This is a genomic window from Hymenobacter sp. B81, from assembly GCF_044628455.1.
Taxonomy (GTDB): domain Bacteria; phylum Bacteroidota; class Bacteroidia; order Cytophagales; family Hymenobacteraceae; genus Solirubrum.
In genome coordinates this window covers 189,199-214,664 of the sequence record NZ_JBIYZW010000003.1, presented here as the reverse complement: position 1 = coordinate 214,664, position 25,466 = coordinate 189,199, and the positions used below count along the sequence as shown (strand labels likewise).

The window sequence follows — 25,466 nt, the reverse complement described above, 5'->3', positions numbered from 1 at the left end:
GCCGATGACCTGTTTATCCATTATCAAAAGCGCTCCGGGCGGCCGGCTTCCGGCACTGCTGCTGCTGGCCCTGCTGCTGCGCGCCGCGCCGGCCGCAGCCCAGGACGACCTGCTCCGCCAGCTCGAGCAGCAGGCCGCCGACAGCACCGCGCCCGATTTTGCCACGGCCACCTTCAAGGGTACGCGCATCGTCAACGGCCACTCCGTAGAAACGCCGCCGGGCCGCACGCTGGTGTTTCTGATCGGCCACCGCTTCGGCACGCTCAACAGCGGCGCCTACAACCTGTTCGGCCTTGACCAGGCCACCATCCGGTTGGGGCTGGAATACGGTCTGACCGACCGCCTGGCCTTGGGTGCGGGGCGCAGCTCCCTCGACAAAACCTACGACGCCTTCCTCAAATACAAGCTGCTGCGCCAGCACACCGGCCCGCGCGCCACCCCGGTTACCGTGACGCTGATGGCAGCCAGCACGCTCAACACGCTCAAATACAGCACCGGCGCCGACCGGAAGCTGGGTACCCGGCTGGCCTACGCCTATCAGGCGCTGGTGGCCCGCAAGTTCAGCCCGGGGCTGTCGGTGCAGCTGATGCCCACGCTGGTGCACCGCAACCTGGTACCGCGCACCACCGACGACCACGACGTGCTGGCCCTGGGCGGGGCCGTGCGCCAGAAGCTTACCCGCCGCCTGGCCCTCACGGCCGAGTACTACTACGTGCTGTCGGAGCAGGCCGCGGCGCAGGGGCGCAACCCGCTGGCGCTGGGCTTCGACATCGAAACCGGTGGCCACGTGTTTCAGCTGCACCTGACCAATGCCCAGGCCATGGTGGAGCCGCTGTTTCTGCCCCGCACCGCCGGCGACTTTTTCGACGGCGACATCTACTTCGGCTTCAACATCAGCCGTTCGTTTGCCACCGGCAGGCTCCGCGAGTAACGCCTCGACGATTGCCTGAAACGCACAACGCCCGACCAGGCCGGCCGGGCGTTGTGCGTTGGGGAGCGGTACCGAAACAGGTTACCGGAAGCCGGAGGAATCCTGGGGCTAGAACGTGGTTACACCTTCGGCAACCACCTCGGTTACCTGCGGCACCATGCGCTTGAGCAGGTTCTCGATGCCCGATTTGAGCGTGACGGTGGCCGAGGGGCAGCCCGAGCACGAGCCTTGCAGGTTCACCGTCACCACGCCTTCGCGGTAGCTTTTGAAGGTGATGTTGCCCCCGTCCTGCTCCACGGCGGGGCGCACGTAGTTGTCGAGCAGATCGATGATCTTCTGGGCCGTTTCCTGGTCTTCGGCCGAATGTCCTTCGCTGGCAGCCTGCTGGGCCGAGCGTTGCTCAGCGGCGGGGTCGACCAGGAAAATGGGGCCACCCGACTCCACGTACGACTTCAGGAAGGTGCGCAGCTCGGGAATGAGCTGGGTCCAGGCGTGGTCGGTGGTCTTGGTGACCGTCACGAAGTTGGCGGCAATGAACACGCGGCCTACGTAATCGAACTTGAACAGCTCCTGGGCCAGGGGCGAGTTGCTGGCTTCGGCCGCCGAGGGATAATCCACGCTCACGCCCTCGCTCACGAGCTGGGCGTTAAGCACGAACTTCATCGACTCGGGGTTGGGCGAGGCTTCGGCGTAAATGGAAACCGAGCCGGCGGGGGCAGTAGTATTCATGGTAGTAACGAGCTGCTTACGGGAGAGAGAGAAGGCAACCGCAGGGTGGCCGGGACTATAACCGCGACACCGGCCCTGCGGTTGCAAAAGTAGCAGATTGTGTGGCCTGCCGCCTAGCCCGGCAGCACGGGGCGGCTTCCCAGCAGCAAGGTGGTTTCGGCGTTGCGCAGGGCTGCGCGCAGCTCGCGTTTAACGCCGGCCCAGAAGTGGGCTTGGTCTTGGTGGAAGCTGGTTTCACGCTGAGTGCGCAACGCCGCCGTACTCAAGTCGGCACAGGCACAGGCCACATCGTATTGTTTCCAGAATACCTTCATGCCTTGTAAACCCCCGATTCGGTGGAATAGTGCAAACTTGCCTGGTTTATAGTCAGCTGAACAGCCCTTATTTCTTGCCGCAACTACCGAACCGGGCACCCCCTCAGAGCCGGCTGGCGCGGGCGCGCAGCAGCATGTCGGCCAGCACCAGCGCGGTCATGGCGTCCACGATGGGCACGGCGCGGGGCAGCACGCAGGCGTCGTGGCGGCCGCGGCCGGCCAGCTCCACGGCCCGGCCCTGGTCGTCGATGGTTTGCTGGGGCTGCAGGATGGTAGCCACCGGCTTGAAGGCCACGCGGAAGTAAATGTCCTGCCCGTTGCTGATGCCGCCCTGCACCCCACCCGAGTGGTTGGTGCGGGTGCGTACCCGGCCGGCTTCGTCGGTGTAAAATGCGTCGTTGTGCTCCGAGCCGAACAGCAGCGTACCTGCGAAGCCCGAGCCGTACTCGAATGCTTTCACGGCGTTGATGCTCAGCATGGCCTTGCCTAGCTCGGCGTGCAGCTTATCGAACACCGGCTCACCCAGCCCGGCTGGTACGCCGGTGGCCACGCCCGTCACGATGCCGCCCACCGTGTCGTGCCGGTCGCGGGTCTGCCGGATCAGCTCGGCCATGCGCTCGGCCGTTTCGGGGTGGGGGCAGCGCACGGGGTTCGAGTCAATCAGGCCCAGGTCGAGCTGCTCGTAGCCCAGGGGCACGGCCACCGCCCCCACCTGCGACACGTAGCTGCGCACTTCGATGCCGTGGTGGCGCAGCAGCAGTGTGGCCACGGCCCCGGCGGCCACTCGCGCCGCCGTTTCGCGGGCCGACGAGCGGCCGCCGCCGCGGTGGTCGCGCCGGCCGTACTTCTGGTCGTAGGTGTAGTCGGCATGCGAGGGGCGGTAGGCGTGCTGGGTGTGCGTGTAGTCGTGGCTGCGCTGATCCTGGTTGCGAATCAGCAGGCTGATGGGCGTGCCGGTGGTAACGCCCTCAAAAAGCCCCGACAGGATTTCGACTTGGTCGGCCTCATTGCGCGGCGTCGTCAGCTCCGACTGGCCCGGGCGGCGGCGGTCCAGCGCGGCCTGAATGTCGGCCACCGCCACCGGCAGCCCGGCCGGGCAGCCGTCGATAACGACGCCAATGCCGGGGCCATGCGACTCGCCGAAGGTGCTGATGCGAAACAGGGTGCCAAAAGAATTGCTCATGCGAAGGATTGCGGAAGGAAAAGAGCCCGGCCCCGGGCGGGTAGCTACTAAAAGCTGGCGGCAACACTACCGGCAGCGGACGCCATTGTTGCGGCCCCAGCAGGCATCAGCCGCGCGGCAGGCCAGCCCGCCACCAGCCCAGCACGGCCAGCATGCCCAGTACGCCCAGCACGGCGTAGGTGTAGCGGCGCACCTGCCGGGGCGTATCGCGGGCCTGCAGGGTGTTGTCGGCGGTGGGAATGTGCTGGGCGTAAAACGGATCGGTGCGAATGAAGGCAGCGGCCTCGGTGGCCGGGCGCACCGGGCGGCCCTGCACGGTGAGCACCAGCTCGGGCCGCAGTGCGGCGTAGCGCCCGGTTTCGGGGTCGAACACCGGTACGGCCAGCAGGCTGTCGAGGCGGTAGGTACCGGGCTGGCGGGCCACCAGCCGGTAGCGCAGCACCTTGCGGCCGCCCACGCGCCCGTTCTGACGGGTTATTTCCTGGCGCACCTCGGGGCCGAACAGCTCCAGGCCCGGCAGCACCAGCGCCGTGGGCAGCGGCAGGGCAGTAAGGTTGCCTTCGCCTTCCAGCGTTATCGTGTAGCCAATGCTCTGGCCGGTGCGGAAGGTGGTGCGGTCGATGCCTTCGAGCAGGCGGTAGCGGCCCACGGCCACCGCCGGGGCGTTGGCATTGGGGGGCAAGGGCTGCACCGGCACCGTGCGCGCCGCGCTGCGGTAGGTTTTGTAGCCCACCAGGCGATTATCAGCGCCTTCCACCGGGCTCTTGGCCACCCGGTACTTTTTCATCTGCAGGCTCAGCTCCGGAAACTGCAGGGGGCGGGCATTCAGCGGGTAGTACACCGCCTCGTAGAGGCGGTAGCGCAGAAACGGCTTGCCCCCCACCCGCACCGAGTCGGGCACGATGTCGGTTTCGTCGAAGGTTTCCTGCCAGGCCGAGGGCTGCCGCAGCTGGCGCAGCAGGGCGGGCAGCTGCTCGGCAAAGCGGTGAAAGTCGAGCAGGCCCTGGTCGGCGGGCGCCAGGTAGAAGTACAAGCCCACGTGCAGCGGCTCGCCCACCCATACCCTAGCTTTGTCGGGCACCAACGCCAGGAAGGCGTTGTCGCGCGGCTCGATGTAATCCTGCGGTTTAGGCTTGCCAAACAGCTGATCGAGCGACCCAATGCCCTGCAGGGGCGGCTTGGCGGCTGCGCTCGGCGCAGCGGGTGCTACCTGCGCCCCCACGTGCAGCGTGGCGCCCACCGAGCGCACTACCTGGCCGTTGACGGTGAGCGAAAACGGCTTCAGCTCGAAGTCACCCTCGGCGAAGGCGGCGTAGCGCTGGGTGAGCAGCAGCTCCACCGTGGCCCGCCCGCCCACGATGCGCGTGGTAGTGGTCGACGACTTGCCGCTTTTCTTGAACCCCTCGATGTCGGGGAAGGCCGAGTACCGCTCGAGCGGGGCCCCGCGCAGGCGCAGGGCAATGGTAAAGTACTCGTTGATGGGAAAGGTGGTGCGGCCCAGCACCAGTTCGGCCTGCTGCCCCACGGGCGGGGTGGCGGCCGCCCCACCCGGCACCGGGGCTACGGGCACGGGAGCCGGGGGCACCGCCGGCTGCTGGGCCGCAACGGGGCCAACCAGGATCAGCAGCCCAGCTAACAGGACCGCAACCAGGCCCCACACCCAGAAAAACACTCGGAATGGCATTCAGTCAAAACTACGCAGAAATGCCAGTTATGCCCCGCGGCCGCAAGCTCGGCAGAGGTAGTGTTTATTGCTGAGCTTATAATTTTTTTAAGTAGAAATTGACCGAATTCGACACCGATTTTCTACGGGGGGCGTAAAAGCTGGCACACTTCCCCCCGCCAATCCTCTGGTTACCCACTGGCTTCCACTCAGAAGCAGCCGGGCTGCGCTTTGCCTTTTACCAACCAAAACATTTAGCTCATGAATCACCAACCGCTTACCCCTAACCCGCAAGCCGAGCCGGCCGACGCCCTGCAGCGGCCTATGCAACGCCGCTCGTTTTTGCGCTACACCAGCGCGGCCGTAGCCGTTACTAGCTTGGCGCTGGCGGGCTGCGACGACGACAACAACGACCCGGCGGAAACCGTGGATGTGGGCAGCGGCGATGTGGGCGTGCTGAACTACGCCTACGCCCTGGAGCAACTCGAGGCGGCCTTCTACACGGCGGTGCTGGGTGGCAACTACTACAAAGGGCTGGCCGCGGGCAGCGCCGAGAAGCAGGTTCTGGACGATCTAGCCCTGCACGAGCAGATTCACGCCGACTTCTTCCGAAAGGCCATTCCCGCCAACGGCGGCACGCTCATCAAGAATCTGGAGCCCGACTTCAACAGCATCGACTTCAGCAGCCGGGACTCGGTGCTGAAGGCGGCCCGCGACTTCGAGGACCTGGGCGTGGCGGCCTACAACGGCGCGGGGCGCTACCTCACCAATCCCCTGTTTCTGTCGCTGGCGGGCAAAATCGTGTCGGTAGAGGCCCGGCACGCCGCCCTCATCCGCGACCTGCTTGCCTACAACACCTTTGTAGCGCCCGAAGTGGTAGACCTGTTTACGCCCACCTCGGCCACCTCGGCCCCGGGCGAGGGCACTGGTACCGGGCTGGAGCGCTCCAAAACGCCTAGCCAGGTGGTTGACATAGCCAATCAGTTTCTGCGCGAAGGCTCCAAACTGCGCGCTTCCAGCCTCGGCTAATTTCTCGGTTTCATCTGTTTCGCCTCATCTCTTTTGCCTCTTTCGCAATGGATATCTTCCAACTCATTTCCGACATCGAGAAAGTCGACCCCGAAGTATACGCCCGCCTCGACACGCGGCGCCGGGCTTTCCGGCACCTCAGCGGCATGGGCAAAAAGCTCACGGCCGCTGCCCTGCCAGCATTTTTCGGCACCGTGTTCACCAAAGCCTATGGTCAGGGGGCCTCGCTGCCGGCCGAAATTGTGGCCGTGCTGAACCTGGCCTTGCAGCTGGAATACCTGGAGTACCACTTCTACAACACGGCGCTCAATGCCGGCACCCTCATCAATGCCGCCGACCGCCCCGCCCTAACCTTGATCCGCAACGACGAGTCGGGCCACATCAAGGTGCTGCGCACGGCGCTGGGCTCCCAGGCCTTCAGCCAAGCCGACCCCACCGCCGCCGCCTTTGACTACACCGGCATGGGCAGCTACGCCGATGTGTTTACCAACCCGGCCACTTTCTATGGAGTAGCTCAGGCCTTTGTCGATACCGGCATCCGAGCCTACAAGGGCGGCGCCCCGCTGTTGATGGCCAACAAGGACATTCTGCAGGCGGCCCTCAACATTCACTCGGTGGAGGCCCGTCATTGCTCGCACGTGCGCACCATCCGACGCGGCCTCACCCAAAGCAAATTCGGCCAGGAGGCTACCACCGTTCCGGGTGGCACTGCCCCGGCCGAGCTGAACCTACGGCCCAAAAGCTGGATTTCAGGTACCGACAACGGCGGCCCGGGCGCGGATAAGCCCGTTTCGACCCGGCCGGTATATGGCCCTGGCGCGGCCGTCGTGGTCGGCGGGGTATCACTGCCTAGCCCTGCCGAGGACAACATTATCCATGCTACCATCAACGTGCAAACCAGCACCACCGCGCCAGGCGGGCTGACCGTGACCACGGCCGCTGCTTCCGAGGCCTTCGACGAGCCGCTTGATGCGGCTACGGTCAAAGCCATTGCCCGAAACTTCCGCTCTCCCTTGGGAGTCAGCCTCGGGCTCTTTAGCTAGGAGACGTGCTATTCAGGGTTTAAAGCCGGCTGCTCGATGGAGCAGCCGGCTTTTTTTATGGGCCTGTTTCGGTTTTTGCTTTCCCCAAGCTGCCGCTATAAAAGCCGTTTGCAGGCCCGAAATGCGGTTTTTAGAATTGAATGGCTGGCCCTACGGCAGAAAACCGCCAAATGTTTCTTGCAGCTCGGCACAATCCAGTAGCTATCCGGCTACCGTAAGTGCCGACAAATCCCACTTCGCCTTGCTTTTCTGCTATGCAACCGCCCTGCCCGGGGCTGGAAGGGGATGCTTTGACTTTTTCATTCACGCTAACCTCACCCTACGCCATGTCCAGACACCTTCCCGCGCCCGAGACCGGCTCCTCCGACCTCGGCCCCACCCTGCAGCAGCCCATGCGCCGCCGCTCCTTTCTGCTTTACTCCAGCGCCGCGGTAGCTGCCACCGGCCTGCTGCTGGCCGGCTGCGACGACGATGACAACAACGTGGATGCGCCCGGCACGGTAGATCTGGGCAGCGGCGACATCGGCATTCTGAACTACGCCTACGCCCTCGAGCAGTTGGAGGCCGCCTTCTATACCGAGGTGAAGCGCGGGGCCTACTACGCCGGCGCCTCGGCCGCCGAAAAATCGGTGCTCGACGATTTGGCTGCCCACGAGATTATCCACCGCGAGTTTCTGAAGGCCGCCATTTCGGCCAACGGCGGCACGCCCATCAAGGCCCTGGAAGTGGACTTCTCGGCCATCAACTTCGGCAACAAAACCAGCGTGCTCGAAACCGCCCGCACTTTCGAAGACCTGGGGGTGGCCGCCTACAACGGCGCTGGCAAGCTGTTCAGCGCCACTACTCTGGGAGCTACCCTGCTCACCATTGCCGGCAAAATCGTGTCGGTGGAAGCGCGGCACGCCGCCCTGATCCGCGACCTGATCAGCAACGGCTCGTTTGTGGCCAGCAACGTGGTAAATGCCCAGGGCCTGGAGCTGTCCAAGGCCCCGGCCGACGTGGCCGCCGCCGCTAATGGCTTTCTGAAGGAAGGCTCGAAACTAAACGGCGCCAACCTGCCCAAAGAATAGTTGGCGCCCGGCGCCTTTTCTACCCCCACCTGCCTTACCGTCATGAACGTCTTCCAGATAATCACCGAAATCGAAAAAGTAGACCCCGAGGTGTACGAACGCCTGGACTCGCGCCGGCGCATGTTCAAGCACTTCGCGGGCTTTGGCAAAACCCTGGCCGCCGCGGCCGTACCGCTGGCCCTGGGTTCCATGTTTAACAAGGCCTACGGGCAGGGCAGCGGCCTGCCCCAGAACATCCGCGACGTGCTCAACTTCGCCCTTACGCTGGAGTGGCTTGAATACCACTACTACAACGAGGCCCTGAGCAAGGGCGCGGCCCTGATTCCGACCGGTGCCGCCACCACGGCCATTACCGACATTCGCAACAACGAGCTGGCTCACGTCAACTTCCTTAAGGACGTGCTCAAGACCGACGTGGACCCCACGCTGGTAACCGTGCCGGCGTCGCGGTTCGACTTTACCGCCGACGGCAACTTCGCCACGGTATTCAGCAACTACGACACCTTCCTGGCCGTGGCGCAGGCCTTCGAGGATACCGGCGTGCGGGCCTACAAGGGCCAGGCCGCCGAGCTGATTAGCAACAACACCGTGTTGGAGGCCGCCCTCAACATTCACTCGGTGGAGGCCCGCCACGCCTCGCACATCCGCACCATGCGCCGGGTGCGCGCCAATGCCGTCGGCGCCACGCCCAACACGGCTACGGCCGGCTCGCCCAGCTTCAGCGCCTCGCCCAAAAGCTGGATTGTGGGCAACGACGGCAACGGTCCGGCCCCGGGCAAAACCGACGCCATCTACGCTGGCGAGGAGCTGACCACCCAGGCCGGCGTCAGCCTGGCCGGCATTGCCACGGCCAACAGCCTTTCGGCCACGGCGGCCTCCGAGGCCTTCGACGAGCCGCTGACCAAGGCCCAGGTGCTGAGCATTGTCACGCCGTTCCTCAATTAATTAGCAGAGCTCGGCACAAAAAAGGCAGCCCTTCGGGGCTGCCTTTTTTGTGGCCCGGCGTGCAACCACGGCGGCCGGCCCGGCCTCGTTTTGGCAGAACCCGGTTTGGCCGTTTACGGCTACCTTTGTTTACTGATGCCGCTGGTACGAACCGGCGGCCCGCTTGACTTAGCCATGTCTTCTTCTCTTATCCCCGCCGCTGAACCGCCCCGTCGCCGGTTTTTGCGTTCGGCCGGCACGGCCGTAGCGGCTTCCCTGGTGCTGGCCGCATGCGGCGACGACCCTCAGGTTGAGCCCACGAGCAGTGCCCTTATTAGCCTCGGCAGCGGCGACGCGGGCCTGCTGCACTACCTGTTCCGCCTGAAGCAGTGGCAGGCCGCCTTCTATCAGAAGGTAACCACCACTCCCCCGGCCGACCTGCGCGCCGGCGAGCTGGACACGCTCAAGGAAATTACCCTGCACGAGCAGATTCAGCGCGACTACCTGCTGGCCGTGGGCGCCCAGAACAACCAGACCGATCTGTTCGCCATCGGCGTATTCTCGTTCGACACCCTCACGCTCGTCACCCGTGAGCAGGTGCTGGGCACGGCCCGCTCGTTCGAAGACCTGGCCGTAGCGGCTGTGCACGGCACGCTGCCGCTGTTCACGGGAAGCCTGTTCATGCAGGTGGCCGCCAAGATGGCCTCGGTGGAAGCCCGCCACTCGACCACAGTGCGCGAGTTACTTGTACCCGGCTCGTTTACCGCCGCCGAAGTGGTAGACCCCGCTACCGGCCTCGAAAAAACGAAAACCGTGGACGAGGTCGTCACCGAGCTGAACAAGTACGCCAGCATTCCTTTCACGGCAGCGCAGCTGCCCACCAGCTAACCCGGCTCCGTCTTTCCGTGATGAACCTGCTTGATTTTCTCGACGAGCTCGGCCAGGCCGACTCGACTGGCTCGCTGGAGCGCCGCTCGTCCCTCCTGCGTCTGAGCCGCGTAGCCGCCGCGGCGCTACCGTTTGCACTGGCGGGTGTAGCCACCCCGGCCCGCGCGCAGCGCATTGGCACGCTGCTCGACCTGGTGAAATTAGCCCTGCAGCTGGCCCGGCTGCAACAGGCACTCTACGGCCGCGCCCGCACCGCGCCCGGCCTCGCCGACCTGCACAGCGCCATCGAGCCGCTTTACGTCCACGAAACGCAGCACGTAACGCGCCTGGAGAAGGTCGTGCTTGACTCGGGCGGTGAGCTGCCCACTACCGTTAACTACGATTTCACCGGCAGCCGTAACGGCGCCGATCCGGCCATCTTCCCGGCCGACGTGTTTACCAACCGCGCGACTTTCCTGAGCGTGGCGCAAACTGTGGAGGATGCCTGCGTGCGGGCCGGCAAAACCCTGCTGCCCCTGCTCATGTCCGACAACGACCTGATGCGGCTGGCAGTGAGCATGCAAGCGGTGCAGGCGCGGCATTCGGCCTACGTGCGGCGCCTGCGCGGTCAGAAAGCCTGGGTTTCGCAAGTCGAGGGCAACGGCCCGGTACCGGGCAAAACCGACTTTGCCTACGCCGGCGAAGACCGCGTGAAGCAGCCCCTGACCGCTACCAGCGAGCAGAATATTACCGAGCTGACCGGCTACGGCACGCCTGATAAGCTGGCCCCCATTACCCAAGCCTTCGATGAGCCGCTGGGCATCAGCGCGGAAGCGTTGCTGGCCAAATTCACGTACTGAGCTGCCGTAGCCAGCCAAGGCCGAAAACGTCCCGTTCAGCTTCGTGCCGGACGGGATTTTTTCTATATGTTATGAACATACTATCAAAAAAAATGTCTTGCATTTAGCTGCTTAATTGTAGTATCTTTCTTCGGATTCCCCGCAACTGCCCCGTGTAGACCAAGCCTTTCTTGCTTCCTTTCGTATAGGGTCGCGGTTTACACTCCCAACCCCCATTTCCCCACCTCCAAACACCCGCGTACCATGTTGGAATACGTGAAGACCATTCTTGTCAAAGTCAGCTTCGACCGGACGCTGTTTGAGAAAGAACTTCGCAAGGCCCTGCGCCTGCTCATTCCTGAGGAGGTCAAGCAGCTGAAGTCCTGGTGCTACACCCAGTTTGCCAAGCTCTACGGCCGTGTGCTGCGGCGGGTATTCGCCCAGGTTCGCCTAGCTTAGTCGGTTGGCGCAGCCGGCGACTCCGCAGTGGCGTCGCCGGCTACGAACCGGATGTTGCGCGTGAGGCCGGCGTAACCAGTGCGCTTCACGGCCGAGTGCCGAAACAACTCATTGAATACTTCGTGGGTAATTTCCTGCCAATCGGCGGGCCGCAGGTCTTTTAGCTGCGGGTGCGGGCGAAAATCCTCCTCCCCGGTGGGTTGGCTGAACCGATTCCAGGGACACACATCCTGGCAGATGTCGCAGCCGAAAATCCAGTTGCCGAACTGGCCGGCCACGCTGGCGGGTAGCTGATCCTTTAGCTCGATGGTGAAGTAGCTGATGCACTTGCTGCCGTCGACCACGTAGGGCTCTACGATAGCCTGCGTCGGGCAGGCATCGAGGCAGCGCGTGCAGGAGCCGCAGTAGTCGCGGATGGGTCCGTCGTAGCTTAGCTCCACGTCCACAATCAGCTCGGCAATGAAATAGAAGCTACCGGCACCGGGCGTAATCAGGTTGGCATTTTTGCCCACCCAGCCCAGACCGCTCTTACGGGCCCAGGCCTTGTCGAGCACCGGCGCCGAGTCGACGAAGGCGCGGCCGCCTATTTCGCCGATGTGGGCCTGCATGTCCTGCAGCAGGGTTTTGAGCTTGCCCTTGATGACGTGGTGGTAGTCGCGGCCGTAGGCGTACTTGCTCACTTTCAGGGTGTCGTCGGGCTGCTGCTCGTCGGCAGGCGGGTAGTAGTTGAGCAGCAGCGAAATCACCGACTTCGCTCCGTCGACCAAGCGGCGCGGGTCGAGGCGCTTGTCGAAGTGGTTTTCCATCCAGCGCATCTGGCCTTGCATGCCGCGGGCCAGCCACTGTTCCAGGCGCGGAGCATCGTCGGCCAGAAACTCGGCCCGGGAAATTCCGCAAGCCATAAACCCCAGCTCGGCCGCCCGGCGCTTGATGAAGGCGGTGTATTCGAGGCGGGTGAGGTCGGCGGCTTGCATGTGGTTTTCGGTGATTGGTATTTGGTTGCTGGCTGCGACCAAAAACCGACGCGGGTAAAAAAGAAGCGTGCCTGAAAACTCAGACACGCTCCCGAAAGGCAAAGGTCCAAAAACCAACAACAAACAACCAGCCTTACTCCTGGGTGAACAGGTCGCCGGCCACGTTGCCGCGCAGGTGCTGGGGCAGCGGGCGGCCCAGGTGCTGGTAGGCGGCTTCGGTGGCTTCGCGGCCGCGCGAGGTGCGCTTGAGGTAGCCTTCCTGGATCAGGAAGGGCTCGTACACCTCCTCGATGGTTTCGGCTTCCTCGCCGCAGGCGGTGGCAATGGTGCTGATGCCGACCGGCCCGCCCTTGAACTTGTCGATGATGGTGGACAGGATGCGCTTGTCCATGTCGTCGAGGCCGTGGTGGTCGACGTCGAGGGCATTGAGGGCAAACTGCGAGATGTCGACGGTGATGGTGCCGGTGCCCTTGATCTGGGCGAAGTCGCGGGTGCGGCGCAGCAGGTTGTTGGCAATGCGGGGCGTGCCGCGCGAGCGGCGGGCAATTTCGAAGGCCGCATCCGCGTGAATGGGCGTACCCAGGATTTCGGCCGAGCGCTGCACAATGCCGGTGAGCAGGTTCGCGTCGTAGTACTCCAGGCGCGAGCTGATGCCGAAGCGGGCGCGCAGCGGCGAGGTGAGCATGCCCGAGCGCGTGGTGGCCCCGATGAGGGTGAAGGGCGAGAGGGAAATCTGCACCGAGCGGGCGTTGGGACCCGAGTCGAGCATGATGTCGATGCGGTAGTCTTCCATGGCCGAGTAGAGGTACTCTTCGACCACGGGATTCAGACGGTGAATCTCGTCGATGAACAGCACGTCGTGGGGCTCGAGGTTGGTGAGCAGGCCGGCCAGGTCGGAGGGTTTGTCGAGCACCGGGCCGGAGGTCATCTTGATGCCGGCGCCCAGCTCGTTGGCGATGATGTGCGAGAGCGTGGTCTTGCCCAGGCCGGGCGGGCCGTGCAGCAGCACGTGGTCGAGGGCATCGCCGCGCTGGCGGGCGGCCGCCACAAACACCTTCAGGTTTTCCACCACCTTGTCCTGGCCGGTAAAGTCGGCGAAGGACAGGGGGCGCAGGGCCTTGTCGATTTCTTTATCCGTGGCATCTAAGTTGGCGCTGCCTCCGGTCAGGTACGTTTCGCGCATAGGGAGCAAAAGTAGCGGTTGTGGTGTCGAAAGGTAACGTCGGCGGACGGTAAAAAGCTCCCGTTTTTTAGCAAACTATCCCCGGCCGGCTTACATCATTTCCGGTTTTTACCAATTTAATTAGCAATTGGCTTTTCGGGCTTCGCCGAACGGCCCGCCAGCGGCTTGGTTGCAGGTGGCCCCCATGCTAAAGCCCGGACCTGCCGGCCCGGGCTTGTACTCGCAGTAGCCTGGGTGAGGCTGAGCTACTCTTTGCTGCCGCCGCGGCGGCCGGCGCGGCCGCTTTGGCCCTCGCCCTGGGTTTGGTTGGGCTGGCTTTGGCTCGACGACTGGGCACTGGGCGTGCGCAGGTGGGGTTCCCGGCTTTCGGCGGCGCCGCGGGTGCCGCCCTGGTCGCGGTTGGGGCTATCGGTTCGGTCGCCCACGCGGCCGCCGGGGCCGCCGTTGTTGGCGCCGTCACCGGCCATGGTTTTGGCCACGCCGTCGGAGGTGCCGTCGGCGGCGCGGGTGTTGAAGTTCTGGGCGCTGGGGCCGTCATCCTGCGGGTCGCGGTCGTGGTTGCGCTGGGGGTGGTTGCGGTCGGGCTGGTAGCGCGAATCGGCGGTTTTGCGGTCGTCGTTGGCGCCGCCCTGGGGGTTGCGGTTGGTGGGGTTCTGGTTGCTGGTAGCCATGGCAGTAAAGCGGTTGGTACAAGCGGGGTATACGCCCGGGGGGCCGCCGTCGATATAGCCGAGGTGGGGGCGGGGCCTGGGGGCGGTGGTCTGGAGCGGGGAGGCAGCTCGGGCTACGCCGTGCGGGGCGGGGCGGGCGACGTGCGTGGCAACGACAGCTACACTCGCGCAAAACGTATCTGCGTGCGTGGAAACAGCATCTGCATGCACGTAAGCCGTATCTGCATTCCTGGAAAGGATATCTGCACTCCTGGAAAGTATATCTACGATCCTGGAAATCGTATCTGCATTCCTAGAAAGGATGCCTGCATTCCTGGAAACGGTATCTGCGTGCGCGGAAAGAATATTTACGCTCCTGGAAACTGTATCTGCGTGCGCGGAAATGGCATCTTCTTACCTGTAAGTCATATCTGAATGCGTGGAAAAGTTATCTGTTTGCCTGGAATCCGTATCTGCTAACGTGGAACTGGTTTTGGGCTGGGGGAATGAAAGGGGGGCCTTTGCTTTGCCGGCTTGGGGAGGCGGTAAGCTTAACGAGGCGGTAGAGATGCTTCGGCTTTGCTTAGCAGGACGTTCTTTTTGGCCTCGGCCGGCTCGGCGGAGGGTGATGCTGGGTGGTGGGCTGGGCAAAAACTGCTAACTAGGCGGCAGCCATTTGGCCGGGGCAGCGGGGGTCGCCTGCCCGGCGGCCGGGGCTTTTGTGCCATGCCCGAACCAGCGTCTGCCCTCTCCCCCGCCGAACAGCTGCTGGCGCAGTTTGCGGCCCGCATTGCCCAGCGCGATGCGCCCCCTCCCCCACCGGCGCCCGACCGGTTTGAGCCGCCGCAGGTGCGGGCGCGCATTGGGCGGGCGCTGGCGGCGCGGCTGGGCGACCTGGACCCGCGGCGCCTGCGCAGCCTGGCGGCTTTGTGCTGGGGCCTGATGCACGGCCCCCGGTTTACGACGGCGCAGCTGGCGGCGGCGGCCGGGCTGCACGTGCGCACGGTGCTGGCTGACATGGGCTGGCTGCAGGAACTGGGGCTGGCGCAGATGCAGCCGCAGAGCCGCACGCAAGCCTACTGGCTTACGCGCTACGGGGAGGACTGGCTGCTGGCCGTGGTGCAGGAAACGCCGCTGCCGGCCGAGCCGCCAACGGCGTGACGCGGGACGGGAAGGCGCCGTTCATTGGGAAGCGCCGTTCAACGGGAGACGACGTTCAACGGGAGACGCAAGTATGCGTCTCTACAAGGGGGGGTAGCTGCGTGACGCCGGGTGGGGCCTACTCGTGGAGCAGGACTTCGATGTTGAGGTAGAGCCAGTCGTCTTCCCAGGATTTGTGGGTGAGGCGGGCGGAGAGGTGCTTGCCGGCGTCGATGAGGCGGGCGACGGTTTCGTTGCGGCCTTCGGGCAGGTAGCCCAGCCACACGGCGCCGTCTTCGGGGCGGGTGTGCACCTGCACGGCCCAGTCGTCGTAGGTGCTGTCGGCCTCGCGGCGCAGCTCCAGGGCCTGGTCGAGGCGCAGGCCGGGTTCGTGGGCGGCCAGGTTGTCGCGGTGCGAGGTGCCGGCCACCAGGCATTCGAGCAGCACCAGGGTTTTGGAAGCAGAGTCAACAGACATGCGGAAAGGAGCTTAGGGTCCGCAAAATAGCAGACGGCACCGGCTTTGGCCGCGAAGCCGGCGGGCTGCGTATCTTCTGGCCTGAGCCGCCCCGACCGCGGTATGTTTGCGCCCCATGTACAGCAAGACCGAAGCCCACCACCTGCGCCAGGCATTCTGGACCACGTTTGGCCAATACATGCAGCCCGTGCCGTCGGCCGAGGGGCTGCCCACCAACTGGATCAACTACAAGACCGGCCTGCGCCACGTGTACTTCCGCCTGCACGCCGACGGCAAGCGCGCCCGCGTGGCCATTGAAATAACCCACCGCGACGCGGGCCTACGCGAGCTGTACTACGAGCAGTTTCGGGAGCTGCGCCCCATGCTGGAGGACGTCACCGGCGAGACCTGGACCTGGGAGCCCGCAGCCCTCGACGACCACGGGCAGGCCATTGCGCGCATTTCCCAGGAGCTGACGCCGGTGAACCTGTTCAGCCGCGACGACTGGCCCCAGCTGATTTCCTTTTTCAAGCCCCGGCTGCTGGCGCTGGACGAGTTCTGGAGCACGGGCCAGTATGCGTTTGACGAGCTCCGCTAGATACTTATCTTACCCGCACTATTCACTGCTACTGTGTCCGCTATGTTTTCCGATGAAGGCCTGCCCCCGAATGACAACTACCTGGCCGAAGACGTGTCGATTGGACTGGGCCTGGCCCACGTTACCACCACCCTGCTCACCCTGAATTTTCACGACCCGCTGCCCCGCCTTCTGGCCAAGGAGTTTGGCTTTACCCTGGAGGAACAGGAGCGTTGCCGGGACGTGCGCAAGCTGCCCCAGCTGTTTACCGAGCTGCGCACCGGCCTGCCGGCCATGCACCGCTACCTGACGGTGGCGCGGCTGGCGCTGGAGTGTCCGTCGATCTGGACGACGCTGTCGCGGCGGCATAAGACCAATGCCGCCGACCTGGAGCCGGCGGCCCTGGCAAAGAAATACCGGGATTGCCGCCTCTGCCTGGAGGTGACGCACCACCTGATTCGGCGCGTGATGGTGCGCAATCCCCAGCTGACCGAAGAGATGCACCTGCAGCGGCTAGCCATTCAGAGCGCCTTTGCCCGCCTCGGCCACACCGTGCGGGCCGGCATGGCCGTTACGGATACGCCCGAGTCGGCCGATTTCGGAACGGTTGCGCCTGCCCTGGCCCAGCTGCTGCTGCTGGCCGTGAGCCTGATCGAACACCTGTCGCTGATTTCTGAGCACGCCCTGGTGCTGGGTTTCGCCAACCTGAGCTTCGTGCAGGCCAGCGTGCGGCAGCCGCTGTACAAGCGCCTGATTGAGCTGCCCGCCGATACCGAAATCCGCCTTACCGAACTTGAGGCGCTGGTGCTCTACCAGGCTGCCCAGGTTACCCTGCTGGCCCTGCTCGTGGAAATTACTCCCGAAGGCACCTGGGCCGACTGGGTGGCGTCGCGGATTCTGAAGCCCGATCCGCCGCAGAAATACCTCTCGACCTACGAGCAGGAGCAGCTTGATCTGGTGAACACGACCGGCCCGGCCGATTTGCAGGCTTTTTGCCGGCGGGTGCAGGAGCACTTCGGCGCCGACCACCCCGACTTTGCCCGCGCCGACGCCGAAACGCGGGAGCTGACCGAGCTGCTCTAAGCGCTTCGGCTCACGTACTTGCTTTCCTCCCGCTGGCTATTTCCAGCCTAAAAGCCCCGTCAACTTTCAGCTTACCTTCTTCCCCTTATGCACAGGATTATGATCCTCGCCGGCCTGCTGCTGGCTTCCACCGCGGCCCGGGCCCAACAGCCCGCCGCCCCCCGCTACCTGATGCTGGTGCACGAAAAGGAAATTCCCACCGGGCCCACCCACGTGCTGTCGGCGCTGACGGTTATCGAGCCCGACGGCACCATGAAGACCGAGGAGTTTGCCACCTACTTCAACAGCATTTCCAAAAAGGCCCTCAATGCCTCCCTGGCCCGCGGCATTGCCGACTCGACCACGCTGGTTATGCGCCGCAACCGGTACGCGCACCTGAAAGTCTACCAGGCCGAGCTGCTGAAGCTGAACGAGTACACCGCCCGGGGCTGGACGCTGGTGAGCACCACCCACGAAGGCCTCACGACCCGCTACCTGCTGCGCCAGGATGGGCCCGTGCTGAAATAATATCGTTTACCATAAACCAGAAGGGCCGCCCCGGTAGCGGGGCGGCCCTTCTGGTTTAGTTCGTTGTACGCAGGCTATTGCTCCAGCATTCGGCGCACCGCCGGAATGGCCCGCAGCGAATCGAGCGGGGGCCGCAGGTCGGTGCGGGTGGAGTCCAGCTGCTGGGCAAACTCCAGCAGGGAGGCGGCCACGAACCGCAGTTGCGTGGCCGAGGCCCGGCCGGCCGGTACGTCGCCGGCCACGGCGCGGTCGGCAGCTATGCGCTGGCACAGGCGGCTCATGAGCAGCAAGTCGTTGCCGGCCTGCTGGCGCAGCTGGTTGGTGGGGTCAAGGCTTACCGCGCGTTCCACGTTTTCCAGCCCGGCATCCCACTGCCGGGCAGCCAGCTGGCAGTAGCCCAGGTTGTAGTAGTTTTTGGCGTTCTGGGCAGTAGGCTGCCAGTATTCGGGCTCCTTGCGCCGGGACTGCTCGAACCAGCGGATGGCCGGCTGGTAGCTGCTGCGCCCTCTGTACGTGCGGGCAATAACGAGCCGCACGCCGGTATAGCCCGAATCGGCGCCCAGCACCTGGAAAAGCTGCTTCAGGGCGCGCTGGCGCAGGCGTTCCGCCTCGGCCCCATCGGTAGTCTTGTTGGCCTGTATCCCATCCTGGACTCCGGCAATAAAAGTGGCATCCAGCTCGGCCTGCCGCCTGGACTGGCAGGCGGCCATACTCACCAGCACTATCACCAACCACCCTGTCAATCGGCTGCTATAATTCTTATTCATGCGGAAAAGGTAGCAACGAAAAACGGCCGCCCCGATACCGGAGCGGCCGTTTTGCTTATTTACCAAGGGGCTATTTGAACGCCTGAATGCCGGTGATGTCGGCGCCGGTGATGAGCAGGTGAATGTCGTGGGTGCCTTCGTAGGTGATGACCGACTCCAGGTTCATCATGTGGCGCATGATGGGGTACTCGCCGGTGATGCCCATGCCGCCGTGGATCTGGCGGGCTTCGCGGGCAATGTGCAGGGCCATATCGACGGAGTTGCGCTTGGCCATCGAAATCTGGGCCGAGGTAGCCTTGCCTTCGTTCTTGAGCACGCCCAGGCGCCACACCATCAGCTGGGCCTTGGTGATTTCGGTAATCATTTCGGCCAGCTTTTTCTGCTGCAGCTGGAAGCCGGCAATGGGCTTGCCGAACTGCTCCCGCTCCAGGGAGTACTTCAGGGCCGACTCGTAGCAGTCGATGGCCACGCCGATGGCGCCCCAGGCAATACCGTAGCGGGCCGAGTCGAGGCAGCCGAGCGGGCCGCGCAAACCTTCCACGTTGGGCAGCAGGTTTTCCTTGGGCACTTTCACGTTGTCGAACACCAGCTCGCCGGTGATGCTGGCGCGCAGGCTCCACTTGTTGTGGATTTCGGGGGCCGTGAAGCCTTCCATGCCTTTCTCCACGATGACGCCGCGGATGCGGCCTTCGTCGTTTTTGGCCCACACCACGGCTACCTGGCTCTGGGGCGAGTTGCTGATCCACAGCTTGGCGCCGTTGAGCAGGTAGTAGTCGCCCATGTCCTTGATGGTGGTGGTCATGCCGCCGGGGTTCGAGCCGTGGTCGGGCTCGGTAAGACCGAAGCAGCCCAGCCACTCGCCCGAGGCCAGCTTGGGCAGGTACTTCTTGCGCTGCTCCTCCGAGCCGTAGGCGTAGATGGGGTACATCACCAGCGAGCCTTGCACCGAGGCCGTGGAGCGCATGCCCGAGTCGCCGCGCTCAATTTCCTGCATGATCAGGCCGTAGCTGATGTAGTCGAGGCCGCCGCCGCCGTACTCGGTGGGAATGGTAGGGCCGAACGCGCCCACCTCGCCGAACTTGCGCACAATTTCCGAGGGGAAATGCGCCTGCTGGGCCCACTTCTCGATGTTGGGGCTGATTTCCTTCTTGACGAAGTCGCGGATGCTCTGGCGGATGAGCTTGTGCTCTTCGGTGAGCAGGCCGTCGATGTCGTAGTAGTCGGTGAAACCGGCGGCGTTCAGCGAGCCGCGCCGCTGTTCGGCTTTAGCCTGGGGCGAGAGTACGTCAGCTTGGGAGGACATGAGCAGGGAAATGGGTGAGTTCAGACGTTCAAAGATACAGATTTCGCCCTGCAGAAGCGGCCGCCACGGCGCAGCCGGTGCTACTTTTACCGACGCCGCGCCCGGAGCGGCCGGCCCATCTTTTGCCCCCGCGCTGCGTAGGGCCTAGCCCCGGCAGTGCTTTCCGCCCCGCCGGCTTCCCCGCCCCGCCATGCTTTTTGCCCAGCTCAGCAAACACCTCTACGAACGCCTGCAGGAACACCGCCCGCGGCTGCTGGTGCGGGCCGATGCGGCGCTGTTTTACCTGAGTCTGGGCGGGCTGCTGGTGTTTCTCTACGACCTGGGCTTTGCGCACTCGGCCGCGGGCGAGGCGGCGCTCAACATTTTCTACGGAGTATATACCCTGGGCATTGCCCTGGTGCTGGTGCTGCGCCTGGTGCTGCTGAACCGCGTGGGCGTGCCCCGCCGCTGGCTGGTGGTGGAGTGCCTGCTGGTGCTGGTGGCCGCCTACGGCGTGTACCTCACGTTTTTCCCGGAGCGCTTCGTGCTCGAAGGCACCCGCTTGGGCCGCTACATCGAGCAGGATTTGCTGATTCTGGCGGTGCTGCTGTACGTGTTCCTGATTGAGCTGTCGCGCCGCTCGCTGAGCTTCTACCGGCGGCAGTACAACCCGGCGCTGCTGTTCATCGGCAGCTTCGTGGTGCTGATTCTGCTGGGAGCCGGCCTCTTGCTGCTGCCGCGGGCCACGGTGCACGGCATCAGCCCGCTCGACGCGCTGTTTACCGCCGCCAGCGCCGTGTGCGTGACCGGCCTGCTCACGGTGGATTTTGCCAACGGCTTCACCACCTTCGGCAAGGCCGTGGTGCTGCTGCTCATTCAGCTCGGCGGCTTGGGCGTGATGACGTTTACCAGCTTTCTGACGCAGTTTTTCCAGGGCTCGTCGTCGTTTCAGAATCAGCTCTTCATGCAGGGGCTCATCAACGAGGAAAGCATCGGCAACACCATGCGCACCATCGGCAACATCGTCTGGATTACCTTCCTGGTGGAGCTGCTGGGCGCGGGGCTGATTTTCTTCAGCCTGGACGCGGCCGTGATGCCGCTGCTGCACGAGCGGCTGGGCTTTGCCGTGTTCCACTCCATCTCGGCCTTCTGCAACGCGGGTTTTTCGACTTTGCCGGCCGGGCTCTACGAGGGCAGCTTCCGCTTCAACTACCCGCTGCAGCTGGTCATCATCGGGCTGGTGCTGGTGGGCGGGCTGGGCTTTCCCATCATCTTCAACCTCTACCGCTACCTGCGCGAGAAAAGCTACCAGCGTTGGCGGCAGCTCTATTACCAGGAACGCTACGTGTACCGGCCGCGGCTGCTGAACGTGAATACCAAGGTGGTGCTGCTGACCTCGGCGGCGCTGCTGGTGCTGGGCACGGCGGCCTATCTGGGCTTCGAGTACCACCACAGCCTGCGCGAGCACCAGGGCGCGGGCAAGTTCGTTACGGCCCTGTTCGGGGGCGTCACGCCCCGTTCGGCCGGCTTCAACACCGTGGACCTGAGCCGGCTGACGCTGCCGCTGGTGCTGGTGTATCTGCTGCTGATGTGGATCGGCTCGTCGCCGGCGTCTACGGGCGGGGGCATCAAAACCACCACCTTCGCCCTGGCCGTGCTCAACATCTACACCATTGCCCGGGGCAAGGAGCGGGTAGAACTCTTCGGCCGGCAGGTGCCCGCGCGCTCGGTGCAGCAGGCCTTTGCCGTGATGATGCTCTCGTTTCTGGTAGTGGGGCTGGCCACGCTGGCGCTGGCGGCCCTCAACCCCGGCCTGCCCCCGCTGTCCATTGCCTTCGAGGCCTTTGCCGCCTACAGCACCGCGGGCCTGAGTTTGGGCATCACGGCCGGGCTGAGCGCGGGCAGCAAGCTGGTGCTGGTGCTCACCATGCTGCTGGGCCGCGTGGGTACCTTTACCCTCATTGCCGGCATGCTCCGCAAAACCGACGACCTGCACTACCGTTACCCCGCCGAGAGCATCATCATCACCTAACGCCCCCGTCGCCGCATGAAATACATCATTGTTGGGCTGGGCTACTTCGGCTCCTCGCTGTCGATGAAGCTCACCGAAATGGGCCACGAGGTCATTGCCGTCGACAGCGACTTGAACAAGGTCACCGAGTTCAAAGACCGCGTGACTCATACCGTGTGCCTCGATGCCAAGGACCAGCAGGCCCTGGCTACCCTGCCGCTGGGCGACACCGATGTGGTGCTGGTGGGCATCGGCGAGGATTTCGGCGCCTCCGTGATGGCCGTGGCCAACTTCAAGCAGCTGGGCGCCAAAAAGCTGGTGGGGCGGGCCATTTCGCCCCTGCACCAGACCGTGCTCGAGGCCATCGGGGTCGACAAGATCATCCGGCCCGAAACCGAGTTTGCCGAGCGCCTGGCCAAAAGCCTCGATCTGACCGGCATTCTGGACTCGCTGGATCTGACGGAGGACTACAACATCATTCAGGCCACGGTGCCGCCGCGCTACGTGGGCAAAACCATTCAGGAAGCCAACTTCCGCCAGCGCTACAACATCAACGTGCTCACCATCATCCGCCCCAAGGAAACCACCAACCTGTTTGGCCGCGCCCAGCGCCGCCCGGCCGCCATCGGGGTGGTGGCCGCCGACACCGTGTTCGAGGCCGACGACGTGATGGTGCTCTTCGGTAAGATGGAGGACATCCGCAAAGTGCTGCGGTAGGCCCGCGCTTGGCCGCTAGCGCGCCGATTTGCGTACTTCACGCCGCCGCTTACTCCTTCCTGATTTTCCCGTGGCCCCTTCTCCCCTGCCCCCCATCGATATCCAGGTACAATCCTGGGAAGAGCTGCAGCACGTGCTGTTCCGCGACACCTGGGACGGCCGCATCGGGCGCTTCCGCTCGCCCTTCGTGTACCGGGGCGTCCGCTCGCGCGACTACACCCTGACCACCAGCCTGCAGCGCCTGGGCGGGCAGTACCACGAGCTGGAGCACCACCTGCTGCGCAACTTCCGCAAGTACGCCCACGACACGCCCATGATGGACACGGCCTCGCTCTGGAACTGGCTGGCCGTGGCCCAGCACCACGGCCTGCCCACCCGCCTGCTCGACTGGACGTACTCGCCCTACGTGGCCCTGCACTTTGCCACCGACGACATTGAGGCCTACGACCGCGACGGCGTGATTTGGGCCCTGAACTACGTGAAGGCCGCCGAATACATGCCCGAGCGCCTGCGCGACGCCCTGCGCCAGGAAGGCTCCAACGTGTTTACGCCCGAGATTCTGCAGCCCGTGTGCACCAGCCTGCGCGAGCTGGCCGATATGCAGCCCCACGAGCCCTATATGCTGTTTCTCGAGCCGCCCTCCATCGACGCGCGCATCGTGCACCAGTACGCCCTGTTCTCGCTCATGTCCACGGCCCAGGCCGTGCTGCCCCAGTGGCTGGAGCAGCACCCCGAGCTGTACTTCCGCATCATTCTGCCGGCGCGCCTGAAGTGGGAAGTGCGCGACAAGCTCGACCAGGCCAACATCACCGAGCGGGTGCTGTTCCCCGGCCTGGGCGGCCTCAGCCGCTGGCTGCACCGCCACTACAGCCCCGCCCCCAGCCACGACGCCCACTCCGGCCTCGACCAGGTACCCGGCTAAAGCAGTTGTCGGTTGCCGGTTGTCAGTTGCCAGTTGCCAGTTATTCGTTGCCCGTTCTCTCCCGCTGCTTGAACTGAAGTGCCGCTGGCTCCTGCCAATTCCTCCCTGCTTTGCCTGCTTTTAGCCTGACGAAGCTTCATTCGACCTTCGCTAAGCTGAAATCAGGCTAGCGAAGGCAAAAACAAGCTTCACTAGCGTCAAATCAGCCTTAGCTAAGCTTGCTTCAACCTTAGCTAAGGCAAAATCAGCTTAGCTAGCGTTGCTTCGACCTTCGCTAAGCTGAAACAAGCCTCGCTAGCCTGATTTCAGCTTAGCGAAGGCAAAATCAGGCTAGCTAAGCTTAATTAAGGCTATTGAGGGCTTTTTGAGCTTCGCCAATCCGTTGGGAGCCGGGCCGGGCGCCAAGGAACTCAGCGGTTCTGGCTCTGGTCGAAGCGCTTTTTGGTGAGCTTGGTGGGTACGTGGGACAGCGGGTCGTCGGGCCAGGGGTGCTTGGGGTAGCGGCCGCGCAAATCCTTGCGCACCTCGAAGTAGCCGGTTTGCCAGAAGCTGCGCAGGTCGCGGGTAACCTGCGCCGGCCGGCCGCCGGGCGAGAGCAGGTGCAGGGTGAGGGGCACGCGGCCGCCGACCACCCGCGGCGTATCGAGCAGGCCAAACACCTCCTGCAGCTTCACGGCCAGCACCGGCGCGGCGGGGTCGGCGTAGTCGAGGCGGATGTGGGAGCCGCTGGGCACTTCGAGGTGCGCCGGGGCCAGCCGTTCCAATTCCTGCCGCTGGGCCCAGCCGCCGGGCAGCCGCGCCAGCAACAGCTCATTCCAGTCGAGCCGGGCCAGGTCGCCGAGGCTGCGCAATTCCGCCAGGTGCGGCCCCAGCCACTCATCCAGCTCGGCCTGCAGCGCGGTGTCGGAGAAGTCGGGCCAGTCGGCGGGCAGCTGCTGGTGCAGAAACTGCAGCCGCTCGCGCAGCTGTCGGGCACTCTCGGGCCACGGCAAATTCCCCACGCCGGCGGCGCGCACCGCTTCCAGCAAGGCCTGGCTGACCAGCTCGGCGCTGGGCTGACTCAGGGCTGAATCGGCGAGGACCATAGCCCCCAGGCGCCGCAGGCGGCGCGCTACCACCCGTCCCGCGGCGGCATCAAAGCGTACTTCGTCGCGGGTTTTCACCTGCTCGGGGAACAGCTGCTCGAGTTCAGCCAACGTGAGCGGCGCGGCCAGCCCGGCGCGGGGCGCGGTGGCGGTGCCATCGAGGTAGGCCACGGCAAAAAACTGGTCCTGCGCGCCGAAGAACTCGGCTGCCAGCGCGGCCCGCTGCCCCGTTACCAGGCGCACCCGCTCGGGCGTTTCGCGCTGAGCCAGGCGGTCGGGGTAAGCCAGCGCGGCCAACAGCCCCGCCGCGTCGGGCTCCACCTGCTGGCTTTTGATGCCGGCCCGGCCGCGCAGGGCGGCCGCAGCTTCGCGCACCCGCCGCAAGCCCCCGGCATCTACTACCAGGCCGGGCAAGGGTGAGCGGCCGGTGTGCAGGGCTTCGAGGCGCAGCCGCAGATCGGGCGGCGCGGGTTGACTGGGGTCGGCGGCGCGCAGCATGTCGCGCTCGGCCAGCAGCGCCGCCAGCAGGCAGGCCGTGGCGCCGTGGTTCAGCTCGCGGCCGCGCACCACCAGGTGACCCAGGCGCGGCGGCAAGCCCAGGCGCGCCAGCTCGCGGCCGTGCGCGGTGGGCTGGCCCGAGGGCAGCAGCGCGCCGAGGCGCAGCAGCAGATCGCGGGCCTGGGCCACGGCCGGGGGCGGCGGGGCGTCGAGCCAGCGCAGGGCCGAGGCGTCGCTGCCCCACAGGGCCAGCTCCAGCACCAGGCTGCTGAGGTCGGCGGTGAGGATTTCGGCGGGCAGGTGCGCGGGCAGCTGCTGCTGCTCGGCTTCCGTCCACAGCCGCAGGCAGGTGCCCGGGCCGAGGCGGCCGGCGCGGCCGCGGCGCTGGTCGGCGGCGGCCTGGCTCACGGGCACGGTTTCGAGGGTGGTGAGCCCCGTGCGAGGCACAAAGCGCGGCACGCGGGCAAAGCCCCCGTCGACCACCACGCGCACGCCCTCGATGGTGAGGCTGGTTTCGGCAATGCTGGTGGCCAGCACCACCTTGCGCCGGCCGGCCGGCGCG

The 25,466-nt window shown here is 64.9% G+C and carries 26 protein-coding genes; 15 read left to right on the top strand and 11 right to left on the bottom strand.

Translation table 11 applies throughout. From position 1 onward, the window contains the following. The first annotated feature begins 4 nt into the window (after window positions 1-4). On the top strand, window positions 5-931 hold the full coding sequence (locus tag ACE191_RS17895) for a DUF5777 family beta-barrel protein (protein ID WP_400193606.1): 927 nt from the start codon (window positions 5-7) through the stop codon (window positions 929-931). A 108-nt stretch (window positions 932-1,039) separates the two neighbouring features. On the opposite strand, the gene ACE191_RS17890 is transcribed toward ACE191_RS17895, so the two are convergent. The 4 genes from ACE191_RS17890 to ACE191_RS17875 all read right to left on the bottom strand — a co-directional run bounded on the left by ACE191_RS17890 (window position 1,040) and on the right by ACE191_RS17875 (window position 4,841). After that, window positions 1,040-1,660 carry a NifU family protein gene (locus ACE191_RS17890; protein WP_400193605.1) on the bottom strand — a complete coding sequence of 207 codons (621 nt, stop codon included), beginning with the start codon at window positions 1,658-1,660 and terminating at the stop codon, window positions 1,040-1,042. Between the two features lie 113 nt (window positions 1,661-1,773). After that, window positions 1,774-1,974, bottom strand: coding sequence for a hypothetical protein (locus ACE191_RS17885; RefSeq protein ID WP_400193604.1), 201 nt, complete (start codon window positions 1,972-1,974; stop codon window positions 1,774-1,776). A gap of 103 nt (window positions 1,975-2,077) precedes the next feature. Beyond that, entirely contained in the window at window positions 2,078-3,157 is a 1,080-nt protein-coding gene (gene aroC / locus ACE191_RS17880) for a chorismate synthase (protein WP_400193603.1), read from the bottom strand. A 106-nt stretch (window positions 3,158-3,263) separates the two neighbouring features. Then, entirely contained in the window at window positions 3,264-4,841 is a 1,578-nt protein-coding gene (locus ACE191_RS17875; RefSeq protein WP_400193602.1) for a BatD family protein, read from the bottom strand. A 240-nt stretch (window positions 4,842-5,081) separates the two neighbouring features. Between ACE191_RS17875 and ACE191_RS17870 the strand changes: the two genes are divergently transcribed. The 7 genes from ACE191_RS17870 (at window position 5,082) to ACE191_RS17840 (ending at window position 11,051) form a co-directional block, all read left to right on the top strand. Next, window positions 5,082-5,849 carry a ferritin-like domain-containing protein gene (locus ACE191_RS17870; RefSeq protein WP_400193601.1) on the top strand — a complete coding sequence of 256 codons (768 nt, stop codon included), beginning with the start codon at window positions 5,082-5,084 and terminating at the stop codon, window positions 5,847-5,849. A 47-nt stretch (window positions 5,850-5,896) separates the two neighbouring features. Next, a complete protein-coding gene (locus ACE191_RS17865; protein WP_400193600.1) occupies window positions 5,897-6,892 on the top strand; it encodes a ferritin-like domain-containing protein in 996 nt (331 codons plus the stop codon). Window positions 6,893-7,218: 326 nt separating this feature from the next. Then, complete coding sequence (locus tag ACE191_RS17860; protein ID WP_400193599.1) at window positions 7,219-7,962, top strand: ferritin-like domain-containing protein; 744 nt, start codon at window positions 7,219-7,221, stop codon at window positions 7,960-7,962. A 42-nt stretch (window positions 7,963-8,004) separates the two neighbouring features. Then, window positions 8,005-8,907, top strand: a complete 903-nt coding sequence (locus ACE191_RS17855; protein ID WP_400193598.1) for a ferritin-like domain-containing protein — start codon at window positions 8,005-8,007, stop codon at window positions 8,905-8,907. 174 nt (window positions 8,908-9,081) lie between these two features. Continuing rightward, window positions 9,082-9,774 (top strand): ferritin-like domain-containing protein, encoded by a 693-nt coding sequence (locus tag ACE191_RS17850; RefSeq protein ID WP_400193597.1) that lies wholly within the window; start codon window positions 9,082-9,084, stop codon window positions 9,772-9,774. A gap of 20 nt (window positions 9,775-9,794) precedes the next feature. Next, on the top strand, window positions 9,795-10,613 hold the full coding sequence (locus ACE191_RS17845; protein ID WP_400193596.1) for a ferritin-like domain-containing protein: 819 nt from the start codon (window positions 9,795-9,797) through the stop codon (window positions 10,611-10,613). Window positions 10,614-10,856: 243 nt separating this feature from the next. Then, on the top strand, window positions 10,857-11,051 hold the full coding sequence (locus ACE191_RS17840; protein WP_400193595.1) for a hypothetical protein: 195 nt from the start codon (window positions 10,857-10,859) through the stop codon (window positions 11,049-11,051). On the opposite strand, the gene queG is transcribed toward ACE191_RS17840, so the two are convergent. The 3 genes from queG to ACE191_RS17825 form a co-directional block, all read right to left on the bottom strand. Then, window positions 11,048-12,025 (bottom strand): tRNA epoxyqueuosine(34) reductase QueG, encoded by a 978-nt coding sequence (gene queG, locus ACE191_RS17835; protein ID WP_400193594.1) that lies wholly within the window; start codon window positions 12,023-12,025, stop codon window positions 11,048-11,050. The genes ACE191_RS17840 and queG overlap by 4 nt on opposite strands. Before the next feature lie 133 nt (window positions 12,026-12,158). Further along, entirely contained in the window at window positions 12,159-13,208 is a 1,050-nt protein-coding gene (gene ruvB / locus ACE191_RS17830) for a Holliday junction branch migration DNA helicase RuvB (protein WP_400193593.1), read from the bottom strand. Window positions 13,209-13,453: 245 nt separating this feature from the next. Continuing rightward, on the bottom strand, window positions 13,454-13,879 hold the full coding sequence (locus ACE191_RS17825; RefSeq protein WP_400193592.1) for a hypothetical protein: 426 nt from the start codon (window positions 13,877-13,879) through the stop codon (window positions 13,454-13,456). A 705-nt stretch (window positions 13,880-14,584) separates the two neighbouring features. On the opposite strand from ACE191_RS17825, the gene ACE191_RS17820 reads away from it, so the two are divergent. Next, on the top strand, window positions 14,585-15,019 hold the full coding sequence (locus ACE191_RS17820; RefSeq protein WP_400193591.1) for a hypothetical protein: 435 nt from the start codon (window positions 14,585-14,587) through the stop codon (window positions 15,017-15,019). Window positions 15,020-15,137: 118 nt separating this feature from the next. Here ACE191_RS17820 and ACE191_RS17815 read toward each other — a convergent pair whose 3' ends face one another. Then, window positions 15,138-15,476, bottom strand: a complete 339-nt coding sequence (locus ACE191_RS17815) for an HIRAN domain-containing protein (RefSeq protein ID WP_400193590.1) — start codon at window positions 15,474-15,476, stop codon at window positions 15,138-15,140. 115 nt (window positions 15,477-15,591) lie between these two features. Between ACE191_RS17815 and ACE191_RS17810 the strand changes: the two genes are divergently transcribed. From ACE191_RS17810 to ACE191_RS17800, 3 genes are all read left to right on the top strand, one after another. Continuing rightward, window positions 15,592-16,053 carry a DUF4268 domain-containing protein gene (locus ACE191_RS17810; protein ID WP_400193589.1) on the top strand — a complete coding sequence of 154 codons (462 nt, stop codon included), beginning with the start codon at window positions 15,592-15,594 and terminating at the stop codon, window positions 16,051-16,053. Window positions 16,054-16,095: 42 nt separating this feature from the next. Then, window positions 16,096-17,115, top strand: a complete 1,020-nt coding sequence (locus ACE191_RS17805; RefSeq protein ID WP_400193588.1) for a hypothetical protein — start codon at window positions 16,096-16,098, stop codon at window positions 17,113-17,115. Between the two features lie 87 nt (window positions 17,116-17,202). Further along, on the top strand, window positions 17,203-17,622 hold the full coding sequence (locus tag ACE191_RS17800) for a hypothetical protein (RefSeq protein ID WP_400193587.1): 420 nt from the start codon (window positions 17,203-17,205) through the stop codon (window positions 17,620-17,622). Window positions 17,623-17,696: 74 nt separating this feature from the next. Here the strand turns inward: ACE191_RS17800 and ACE191_RS17795 are convergent, their stop codons facing one another. Together ACE191_RS17795 and ACE191_RS17790 are read right to left on the bottom strand one after the other, a co-directional pair. Further along, window positions 17,697-18,389: a hypothetical protein gene (locus ACE191_RS17795; RefSeq protein WP_400193586.1), complete on the bottom strand. Its 693-nt coding sequence runs from the start codon at window positions 18,387-18,389 to the stop codon at window positions 17,697-17,699. A gap of 70 nt (window positions 18,390-18,459) precedes the next feature. Continuing rightward, complete coding sequence (locus tag ACE191_RS17790) at window positions 18,460-19,692, bottom strand: acyl-CoA dehydrogenase family protein (RefSeq protein WP_400193585.1); 1,233 nt, start codon at window positions 19,690-19,692, stop codon at window positions 18,460-18,462. A gap of 190 nt (window positions 19,693-19,882) precedes the next feature. Between ACE191_RS17790 and ACE191_RS17785 the strand changes: the two genes are divergently transcribed. From ACE191_RS17785 to ACE191_RS17775, 3 genes are all read left to right on the top strand, one after another. Then, window positions 19,883-21,703 carry a TrkH family potassium uptake protein gene (locus ACE191_RS17785; RefSeq protein ID WP_400193584.1) on the top strand — a complete coding sequence of 607 codons (1,821 nt, stop codon included), beginning with the start codon at window positions 19,883-19,885 and terminating at the stop codon, window positions 21,701-21,703. Between the two features lie 15 nt (window positions 21,704-21,718). Beyond that, complete coding sequence (locus ACE191_RS17780) at window positions 21,719-22,399, top strand: potassium channel family protein (protein WP_400193583.1); 681 nt, start codon at window positions 21,719-21,721, stop codon at window positions 22,397-22,399. Between the two features lie 70 nt (window positions 22,400-22,469). After that, the gene (locus ACE191_RS17775; protein ID WP_400193582.1) at window positions 22,470-23,321 is read left to right on the top strand and encodes an FRG domain-containing protein; all 852 of its coding nucleotides are present in this window, start codon (window positions 22,470-22,472) and stop codon (window positions 23,319-23,321) included. Between the two features lie 410 nt (window positions 23,322-23,731). On the opposite strand, the gene hrpB is transcribed toward ACE191_RS17775, so the two are convergent. Further along, window positions 23,732-25,466, bottom strand: a 1,735-nt coding sequence (gene hrpB, locus ACE191_RS17770; RefSeq protein WP_400193581.1) for an ATP-dependent helicase HrpB, incomplete at its 5' end; no start/stop codon positions are given.

Excerpts from the sequence above, each read along its gene's own strand:
- ACE191_RS17895 (WP_400193606.1), top strand. The coding sequence starts at position 5 with ATGACCTGTTTATCCATTATCAAAAGCGCTCCGGGCGGCCGGCTTCCG.
- ACE191_RS17890 (WP_400193605.1), bottom strand. The coding sequence starts at position 1,660 with ATGAATACTACTGCCCCCGCCGGCTCGGTTTCCATTTACGCCGAAGCC.
- ACE191_RS17885 (WP_400193604.1), bottom strand. The coding sequence starts at position 1,974 with ATGAAGGTATTCTGGAAACAATACGATGTGGCCTGTGCCTGTGCCGAC.
- aroC (WP_400193603.1), bottom strand. The coding sequence starts at position 3,157 with ATGAGCAATTCTTTTGGCACCCTGTTTCGCATCAGCACCTTCGGCGAG.
- ACE191_RS17875 (WP_400193602.1), bottom strand. The coding sequence starts at position 4,841 with ATGCCATTCCGAGTGTTTTTCTGGGTGTGGGGCCTGGTTGCGGTCCTG.
- ACE191_RS17870 (WP_400193601.1), top strand. The coding sequence starts at position 5,082 with ATGAATCACCAACCGCTTACCCCTAACCCGCAAGCCGAGCCGGCCGAC.
- ACE191_RS17865 (WP_400193600.1), top strand. The coding sequence starts at position 5,897 with ATGGATATCTTCCAACTCATTTCCGACATCGAGAAAGTCGACCCCGAA.
- ACE191_RS17860 (WP_400193599.1), top strand. The coding sequence starts at position 7,219 with ATGTCCAGACACCTTCCCGCGCCCGAGACCGGCTCCTCCGACCTCGGC.
- ACE191_RS17855 (WP_400193598.1), top strand. The coding sequence starts at position 8,005 with ATGAACGTCTTCCAGATAATCACCGAAATCGAAAAAGTAGACCCCGAG.
- ACE191_RS17850 (WP_400193597.1), top strand. The coding sequence starts at position 9,082 with ATGTCTTCTTCTCTTATCCCCGCCGCTGAACCGCCCCGTCGCCGGTTT.
- ACE191_RS17845 (WP_400193596.1), top strand. The coding sequence starts at position 9,795 with ATGAACCTGCTTGATTTTCTCGACGAGCTCGGCCAGGCCGACTCGACT.
- ACE191_RS17840 (WP_400193595.1), top strand. The coding sequence starts at position 10,857 with ATGTTGGAATACGTGAAGACCATTCTTGTCAAAGTCAGCTTCGACCGG.
- queG (WP_400193594.1), bottom strand. The coding sequence starts at position 12,025 with ATGCAAGCCGCCGACCTCACCCGCCTCGAATACACCGCCTTCATCAAG.
- ruvB (WP_400193593.1), bottom strand. The coding sequence starts at position 13,208 with ATGCGCGAAACGTACCTGACCGGAGGCAGCGCCAACTTAGATGCCACG.
- ACE191_RS17825 (WP_400193592.1), bottom strand. The coding sequence starts at position 13,879 with ATGGCTACCAGCAACCAGAACCCCACCAACCGCAACCCCCAGGGCGGC.
- ACE191_RS17820 (WP_400193591.1), top strand. The coding sequence starts at position 14,585 with ATGCCCGAACCAGCGTCTGCCCTCTCCCCCGCCGAACAGCTGCTGGCG.
- ACE191_RS17815 (WP_400193590.1), bottom strand. The coding sequence starts at position 15,476 with ATGTCTGTTGACTCTGCTTCCAAAACCCTGGTGCTGCTCGAATGCCTG.
- ACE191_RS17810 (WP_400193589.1), top strand. The coding sequence starts at position 15,592 with ATGTACAGCAAGACCGAAGCCCACCACCTGCGCCAGGCATTCTGGACC.
- ACE191_RS17805 (WP_400193588.1), top strand. The coding sequence starts at position 16,096 with ATGTTTTCCGATGAAGGCCTGCCCCCGAATGACAACTACCTGGCCGAA.
- ACE191_RS17800 (WP_400193587.1), top strand. The coding sequence starts at position 17,203 with ATGCACAGGATTATGATCCTCGCCGGCCTGCTGCTGGCTTCCACCGCG.
- ACE191_RS17795 (WP_400193586.1), bottom strand. The coding sequence starts at position 18,389 with ATGAATAAGAATTATAGCAGCCGATTGACAGGGTGGTTGGTGATAGTG.
- ACE191_RS17790 (WP_400193585.1), bottom strand. The coding sequence starts at position 19,692 with ATGTCCTCCCAAGCTGACGTACTCTCGCCCCAGGCTAAAGCCGAACAG.
- ACE191_RS17785 (WP_400193584.1), top strand. The coding sequence starts at position 19,883 with ATGCTTTTTGCCCAGCTCAGCAAACACCTCTACGAACGCCTGCAGGAA.
- ACE191_RS17780 (WP_400193583.1), top strand. The coding sequence starts at position 21,719 with ATGAAATACATCATTGTTGGGCTGGGCTACTTCGGCTCCTCGCTGTCG.